The sequence below is a fragment of the Coprococcus sp. RTP21428st1_C9_RTP21428_210409 genome (assembly GCF_040227395.1).
Taxonomy (GTDB): domain Bacteria; phylum Bacillota; class Clostridia; order Lachnospirales; family Lachnospiraceae; genus Coprococcus; species Coprococcus aceti.
The window spans coordinates 61,499-69,518 of the sequence record NZ_JBEHVV010000006.1; the positions used below are offsets into that span (position 1 = coordinate 61,499).

The 8,020-nt window shown below is 48.5% G+C and carries 10 protein-coding genes; 9 read left to right on the forward strand and 1 reads right to left on the reverse strand.

Going from position 1 to position 8,020, the window contains the following annotated elements:
* Window positions 1-23 precede the first annotated feature (23 nt).
* The 9 genes from ABUA34_RS02490 (at window position 24) to ABUA34_RS02530 (ending at window position 7,043) form a co-directional block, all read left to right on the forward strand.
* Window positions 24-1,634, forward strand: a complete 1,611-nt coding sequence (locus ABUA34_RS02490; protein WP_015533155.1) for a tetratricopeptide repeat protein — start codon at window positions 24-26, stop codon at window positions 1,632-1,634.
* Between the two features lie 112 nt (window positions 1,635-1,746).
* A complete protein-coding gene (locus tag ABUA34_RS02495; protein WP_015533154.1) occupies window positions 1,747-2,094 on the forward strand; it encodes an anti-sigma factor antagonist in 348 nt (115 codons plus the stop codon).
* Window positions 2,095-2,111: 17 nt separating this feature from the next.
* On the forward strand, window positions 2,112-2,549 hold the full coding sequence (gene spoIIAB, locus ABUA34_RS02500; protein WP_349818521.1) for an anti-sigma F factor: 438 nt from the start codon (window positions 2,112-2,114) through the stop codon (window positions 2,547-2,549).
* Window positions 2,549-3,232, forward strand: a complete 684-nt coding sequence (locus ABUA34_RS02505; RefSeq protein ID WP_349818522.1) for a sigma-70 family RNA polymerase sigma factor — start codon at window positions 2,549-2,551, stop codon at window positions 3,230-3,232. Before spoIIAB ends, ABUA34_RS02505 begins: the two co-directional genes overlap by 1 nt.
* A gap of 57 nt (window positions 3,233-3,289) precedes the next feature.
* A complete protein-coding gene (locus tag ABUA34_RS02510) occupies window positions 3,290-3,913 on the forward strand; it encodes a stage V sporulation protein AA (RefSeq protein WP_349822798.1) in 624 nt (207 codons plus the stop codon).
* Entirely contained in the window at window positions 3,903-4,319 is a 417-nt protein-coding gene (locus tag ABUA34_RS02515; protein WP_022217224.1) for a stage V sporulation protein AB, read from the forward strand. Before ABUA34_RS02510 ends, ABUA34_RS02515 begins: the two co-directional genes overlap by 11 nt.
* A 40-nt stretch (window positions 4,320-4,359) precedes the next feature.
* Entirely contained in the window at window positions 4,360-4,809 is a 450-nt protein-coding gene (locus ABUA34_RS02520) for a SpoVA/SpoVAEb family sporulation membrane protein (RefSeq protein ID WP_015533148.1), read from the forward strand.
* 119 nt (window positions 4,810-4,928) lie between these two features.
* Complete coding sequence (locus ABUA34_RS02525) at window positions 4,929-5,309, forward strand: DUF3783 domain-containing protein (RefSeq protein WP_015533147.1); 381 nt, start codon at window positions 4,929-4,931, stop codon at window positions 5,307-5,309.
* On the forward strand, window positions 5,310-7,043 hold the full coding sequence (locus ABUA34_RS02530; RefSeq protein ID WP_015533146.1) for a VanW family protein: 1,734 nt from the start codon (window positions 5,310-5,312) through the stop codon (window positions 7,041-7,043).
* 7 nt (window positions 7,044-7,050) lie between these two features.
* Here the strand turns inward: ABUA34_RS02530 and ABUA34_RS02535 are convergent.
* Window positions 7,051-8,020 (reverse strand): chloride channel protein (locus tag ABUA34_RS02535; protein WP_349822799.1); only part of this gene is annotated, 970 nt, incomplete at its 5' end.

Sequence of the window (8,020 nt, forward strand, 5' to 3'; positions counted from 1 at the left end):
CAGATTGGTCGGGAGATTAAGATATGGCAGATGTACTGAATTGTAAGCACTGCGGTGGAGCGATAGCCGTCACAGGTTACTGTACCAGGTGCGGACTGAAGATAGATTACGTGAACAAGGCTCTCAACTCGTCAAAGTACTATTACAACATAGGGCTTGATAAGGCGAGGGTCAGGGATATGTCAGGTGCGGAGGAGGCGCTCAAGCTGTCTCTGAAGTATGACAAGATGAATATAGATGCCCGGAACCTTCTTGGACTGGTGTACTATGAGACCGGAGAGATAGTTCAGGCGCTCAGCCACTGGGTAGTGAGTGTGAATTATTTTGACGGCAAGAATGTCGCCAAGAGATACATCAAGGAGATAAAATCCAACCCACACAGGCTGGAGGCGGTGAACAATGTAACCAGAAAGTATAATCAGGCGCTGGTATATGCGAAGCAGGGCAGCAAGGATCTTGCCTTTATACAGCTCAGAAAGGTACTTTCCGACAACAGCAGATTTATACAGGGGTACCTGCTCCTTGCACTTCTGTTCATCGACGAGGGAAGATATGACAAGGCTCGCAAGGCACTCAAGCGTGTCATCAAGATAGACAGGACAAATCCAGTGGCGGTCAGATATTTCAATGAGATGGGCCACACTGATGAGGAGATCATGAACTTCAGGGATTATCCGCAGGAGGACTACGATGTGGATTCTCTGTTCGTGGATGACCAGAAGAAGCTCATAGCCGGCAACAGCGAGGTGGATTTTGATGGGGATCCGATTCCGGTTGGAAGATACAAGGACATCAATTTCTACAAATATTCCATCGCTTATATCATAGCGGGAGTTGTTCTGGGACTTGCGGCCATGTGGACGCTCATCATCCCGCACAGGGATAAGGCGGCTGACAATTCAGAGAGAGACCTGAAGGTTACATTCAGTCAGGAGATAGCGGATAAGAACGTGGCCATATCGGAGCTCCAGTCACAGGTGGACAGCATGACCACCAAGCTCACAAATGCTGAGACTGAGGCGAAAAACCTTCAGACACAGATAGATAAGTATGGCGATTACGCTTCACAGGTTCTGTCGGATGACAATAAGGCAAGGGTACAGTCAGCGATCTATAAGTACGAGACCATGACATATGAGGCTGCCATAGATGATCTGAACAGAGTCCTTCAGGATACACCTAACAGCGATGTGGCACTGTTCTACAAGGCGATGTGTTATCTGAAGCTTTCTGATGATAACAATGCCACACTGGTATTTAACCAGCTTGTTGAGAACTGTCCGAACTCCGTATACTACACGGTTGCGTGTGATTATGCGGATGAAGATGCCATACAGGCGGGACTTGAAAAGAAGAATTCTGCAAGTACAGCCAGCACGAACACGGGCGACGGAACAGATACAACCGACAGATCAAGCACAGGTGACGAAACAGGTACGACCGACAGCACGGACACAGGTGACGGAACAGATACAACCGACAGCTCGTATACAGGTGATGGAACGGATACGACCGACAACACGTATACGGATGATGGAACAGGCACCATCGACAATACGTATACAGGTGACGGAACAGACACGACCGACAGTTCGTATACAGGCGATGGAACAGATACAACTGACGGACAGTAACGAAAGACAGAAAGACATATAAAAAGATTATAATTTATAGAAGGCACAAAAGAGACGGATAAGGATTAACCGTTTCTTTTGTGCCTTTTATTTTGTGACAGGGGGATTGAAGATGAATATCTACGAGAAAATGGGGGATACTATAATCGTGTATATGCCCAGAGAGGTGGATGATTATGCGGCGGTGAAGATGACCGCAGGGATAGACGGAGTATTTGCCGAGGAGGTGGTGAGACATGCCATATTTGATTTTGGCAGGACGACGTTCATGGACAGCTCGGGGATAGGACTTATAACGAGAAGGTACAGACAGCTCCACGACAGAGGGGGAAGCGTTGGGGTGATAAATGTAAATGCGAGAATGGACAGGATACTGCTCATGTCCGGTATATACAGGATCGCGACAAGGCTGGACAGCGGTGTCCGGGATGAGGCTGAGGATTGGACAGATAAAATATAGATAACGAGGAGAATGGTATGGATAAGAACAGATTGATCATGGAATTTGGCTGTGATGCCCGGAATGAGGCTGTGGCGAGAGTCGTGGTGGCGGCTATGCTGACGAGGACAAATCCGACACTCAGTGAGGTGGAGGATGTCAAGACGGCGGTTTCGGAGGCTGTCACGAATTCGATAATACACGGATATGGATCCGGGGAGGGAAGCATAATCCTGGAGGCATACATAGAGGAGCGCACCCTGTACATAACGATCACAGATCACGGCTGCGGCATAGAGAATGTCGACAGAGCCATGGAGCCGCTTTACACCACTGTCACGGACGGAAGCAGATCGGGCATGGGATTTTCATTTATGGAGGCTTTCATGGATGAGCTCAGGGTCGAATCCAGCGTGGGTGAGGGAACCGTGGTAAATATGAAGAAGATAATAGGAAAAAGTCAGGAGATATATTGATGGCGGATAATCATCGTTTGCTTGAACTTGCAAAAGATGGAGACAGAGATGCCAGAGATAAACTTGTGACGGACAATATGGGACTGGTGGTCAGCGTTGCCAGAAGATATGTGGGGAGAGGACAGGAACTTGAGGATCTTATACAGATAGGGCTTATAGGCCTTGTAAAGGCCATAGACAGGTTTGATATGGACTATGAGGTAAAACTGTCAACGTATGCGGTTCCGCTCATTCAAGGGGAGATTAGACGCTTTCTCAGGGATGACGGAATGGTGAAGGTCAGCAGAAATCTTAAAACGATATACTACAGGGCAGACAGATACAGACATGAGGTCGAAAAAAACAGAGGGACTGAGCCGGGAATAGAGGAGATATGTGAGGCTATAGGAGCGACACCTGAAGAGCTTGTGATGGCGATGGACGCGGCATCGGATGTGACATGCATAGATGATCTTCACGCAGAGATGTGCGGCACGGAAGATGGAGACCGCATCGTGGACAGGCTGTGTGTATCGCAGCTCCTGGACACGCTCACGCCGGACGAGAGAAAACTTGTGGTGCTGAGGTATTTTCAGGACAAGACGCAGGGACAGACAGGGCAGATCCTTGGCATGAGCCAGGTGCAGGTGAGCCGGCTTGAGAAAAAGATACTCGGAAGACTCAGATGGAAAATATTGGAGTAATATCAGCCATATACATGGACAGACTATTCTTAGAATATAAGAACAGGGGACATGTATATGGCTGAACTTTTGTATTTGAAACTGTCGGAGAGCAGTCTGGCGGAGAAGAGAAAGGTCAAAATAAAGGATGTGGCGACGGTGCTGAGTCCAAATCCTGATATAAAATACGGCGTGGAGAAGCTGGAGCTCATGAGCTTTTCCGGAAGCAAGGAGCAGCAGGTCATATCGGTGATGTACATTCTGCAGGTGATACAGGAGCACTACCCGGACTGCCAGACACAGACCATAGGGGCAACGGACGTGGTTGTGTATTACAGGACATATGACACCAGCGACAAAGTAAAGCAGTTCTTCAAATTTCTGATGATATGCTTCATCGCATTTTTCGGAGCAGGCTTTTCCATCATGTCGTACAACTCGGATGTCAATATGGTTGGACAGCTTGACGTCATGCACAACATATTTGTGGGGCAGGGCAGGGATGCCTATCCTGTGGCGGGAATAGCATATTCCCTGGGGCTCTTCATCGGTATAATCGTATTTTTCAATCACGGTGCAAAGAAAAAATTCTCTGATGATCCTACACCGCTTCAGGTTCAGATGAGACAGTATGAACAGGAGGTCAACCAGACAGTCATAACGGATGCCTCCAGAAAGAAGGCGGAGAGAGATGCTGATTAGATACGCTATGCTTGCCATAGCCTGCTTTGCCAGCGGTGTGGCCATATCGGGCGGGTATTTTGCATTTATATCCATGATAGGAATATTCCCCAAGCTCCTTGAGAAGGTAAAGGGGGCAAGGTATTATCTGCTCATAGAGTGTCTGCTGGCATATGGTGCGGCGCTGGCAAATCTGATATATGTATTCAAAATATCGGTTCCGGTGACATGGGTGGGATATACCATCATATGTCTGTTCGGAGGGATATTTGTGGGATGCCTGGCGGGGGCGCTTACGGAGGTGTTGAATGTCATACCGATCGCGGCCAGAAGATTCAGTGTGAGAAGAAATCTCCCTTATGTCATATACGGCCTTGCCGCGGGAAAACTGGTGGGCTCGGTGCTGAGTGTCGTTCTGGGCATGTGATAAAGTCAAAATTATTTTGTGTGAAATGGAGGTATTTGTTATGAAGTTTGAACCTACAGAGAGTGATTACAATGAATATGTGGAGCTTGTGACACCAACATCAAGCGTTCCGAGAAACTGCCTGTGGGCGTTTCTTGTGGGAGGCGTGATCTGCACGATAGGGCAGGGGATATTTGACCTGCTGGTACACTTCGATGTGAAGGAAGACGAGGCGTATGCGTATGTATCGCTGATACTCGTTCTCGTAAGTGTCATCCTCACAAGTCTGAATCTCTACAAGAAGATAGCAAAGTACGGCGGTGCCGGAGCACTTGTGCCGATCACAGGATTTGCAAATGGTGTGTGTGCGCCCATAGTGGAATTCCAGACTGAGGGTGAGGTGTTCGGAAAGGGCGTGAAAGCGTTCACCATAGCGGGGCCTGTTATACTGTACGGTATATTTACAAGCTGGCTGCTCGGTGTTATATATTGGATAGTCTCAATATGGTGAAATGGGGTTTATTAAATTAAAAATCAACATATTTTCCCCACATCGGTTGACAATATTTGAAAAAATAACATAATGAGTATAGATTTGGACAAAAGAAGAAAGACAGGAGAAATGCTGACATGAAGAGGCTAATGACAGTCAATCTGGCACCTGAGCAGAAGAGTGCAGTACAGGATATATGCAGTGACATAGGTGCGGAGTGCGTTGACATTCAGAGAAAGCATTATGGTATGAAGGTCGGAAGTCTGTGCGACACGGCTGACATATCTGGCTGTGGAGATGAGACCGGACAGACGGAAGATCTCAGTATGGATATGCTCATATTTGACGGAGTGAGCAGCAAAGAACTTGATATATTTCTTGAAAGGTATAAGAAGACCGGGCTTCCGGCAGTAAGGCTGAAGTCGGTAGTGACACGGAGCAACAGGGAGTGGACTGTACAGCAGCTCTACTCGGAGCTTGCAAAGGAATATCTATTCTACAGGATGAGGGGAATGTAGATGGCAGACGAAAGAAGAAACGGACATACAACTGAAAATAGACTTGCGCAGAACAGGCAGAGAGCTTCAGGACGTTCAGGACGGCGTGCATCTGAGCAGTGGAGGAAGAGACAGCAGCGATACAGAGTGATAAGCTGGATACTCACGGCGGTGTTCATGGTGATATTTTATGCGCTAATATGTGCGTGTGTGGGCAACAGAAAGCTGTACAAAAAGACCACCATAAACGGATTAGACGTTGGCGGAATGAAATCTGCGGAGGCGGCAAAGAGCATAAATGACCAGTTCAGACGCGATTACAGCAGTGTGGGCATACAGGTGAAGCTGGATGACAAGACTTACACCCTGGATGTGTCGGCGGCGCTGGATATGGATTCTGAGAAGTCTGTGCAGAAGATACAGGATGACTCACACAGCTTCTGGAGAAGAGGCTATGGGCTTCTGGAATCATGGACACTTGGAAGCAGCTATGATATTTATCCATATATAGGCGACAGCGGCATCATAACGACCGCCATCGAGAGCAGTGATATGATGAAGGTCGATCTGGATATAGAGGATGGATACAGGATAGAGGACAAGAACCTCATTGTGACAAAGGGAAAGGGCAGCTACAGGATAGACACAGACAAGCTGGTAACCCGCATAAAGAAGCAGATAGCAAAAGGAGACTATGGCACTGTGGTGGAATGTCCTGTCGTGTCTGCTGACGTGGATCTGGACGAGGTATACAAAAAGGTACATTGTGAGCCGCAGAATCCAACGCTTGACCCGGACAAGAACTACGAGGTAGTTGAGGCCAAGGACGGTGTGGACTTTGATCTGGAGGCGGCAAAGAAGAGCCTTGAATCTGCCAAGAAGGGAACGGATGTGAGCATCCCGCTCACATACACCCCGGCGGATATGAGTACGGAAGAATACAGGAAGATGCTGTTCAGAGACGAGATGAGTTCATACAGCACAGAGGTTGAGGGTTCAGAGAACAGAAAGACAAATGTCAAGCTGGCGGCGCAGTATTGCGATGGAACCATACTCATGCCGGGAGAGTCATTTTCATATAACCTCGGAGTCGGAGAGCTCACCGAGGAGAGAGGCTTCCTTCCGGGCCCATCATATGCTGACGGACAGTCAGTCATGGACATGGGCGGTGGAATATGTCAGGTGTCATCCACCATGTACATGGCGTGCCTGTATGCGAATCTCGAGATAGATGAGAGACATTGTCATCCATACCCTTCATCGTATGTTCCTGCGGGACTTGACGCCACTGTGGCGTGGGGCGGATGTGACTTTGTATTTACAAATGACACGGATTACCCGATAAAGATAAGCACAAGCTACGATGGATATTCCACATCATGTACGATATGGGGCACCATCACGGAGCCGTTCAGCGTGGAGCTCTACACGGAGACCGTTGAGACAGAGCCATATGAGACCAAGTATGAGCTGGACAAGAGTCTTGGCAAGGATGAGCAGGTGCTTGACACAGTGGGAATAGAGGGCCTTACAGTGCAGTCCTACAGAAGAGTGTATGACGGCGATGGAAATGTCATATCGGACAATCCTGAGGCGATAAGCGTGTACTCTAAGCGTGACGAGGTGTACAAGGTAGGAAAGCTTCCAAAGGACAAGGATAAAGACAAAGATAAGGATCAGAACAAAGATAAGAGTGACAGCTCAGACACAGATAAGAAGACGACTGAGTCTGAGTCAGATACTCAGGAAGAGTAGCTGCCGGCTACTCCTCAATGTCGTCTGAGTCGTCCTCCCTGATCCTTATAAGGCCTTCCAGGAATCCCGGTTCCTTGGTCTTTATCTCCTGGTTGGTGTAGAGATTGACATAGTGAGGGCGGAGCTTGGAGTAGATGATCTTCTGCTCGTTGTACAGGCTGTAATAGCCGGACAGCATGTAGCTGACGGCACATCCTATGGTGAACAGAAGTATTCCGTGCGCTCCGAACAGCTCTATGCTCAGGAACAGAGATGTAAGAGGACAGTTTACCACGCCACAGAAGAAGCACACCATTCCGAGGGCAGCGGCAAAGCCCGGGTCGAGTCCCATGAGTCCACCCATGACGCATCCAAATGTGGCACCGACGAAGAACGATGGAACGATCTCACCGCCTCGGAATCCACAGCCTATTGTTATGGCGGTGAACAGCGCCTTGAGAAGGAAAGCCGTTGGTTTTGCCTCTCCGTTGAGCGCCTGGGCGATGATGTTCATACCGGTTCCGTTGTAGTCGGTGGTGTTGAGTATTATGTTGAGCAGGACGAGCATCACGCCTCCTGCGAATACGCGCACATACTGGTTCTTGAAATATTTGCGGAAAAGCTTGTGCACAATGTTCATGAATATACAGAATAGACTGCTGAGCACTGCGCACAGGATAGCCAGACCGATGACCTTGATCACCAAAGGCACATCCACGGATGTCGGCATGCCGGCTATATTGTAGTGGTCGTGTACAACGTGAAGCTTTTTCGTTATTGCGTATGCGATGACTGACGAGAACAGACAAGGCACAAATGCGCAGTAGTAGAGGATGCCGATACTTATGACCTCCATACTGAAAAGTGCAGCCGTTATTGGCGTTCCAAACAGTGCCGAAAAGACAGCGCTCATACCGCACAGTGTGAGTATGTGCTTGTCGCTGTCATCCAGCTTGAACAGCTTGCCTATAGAGACACCGATGCTTCCACCTATCTGA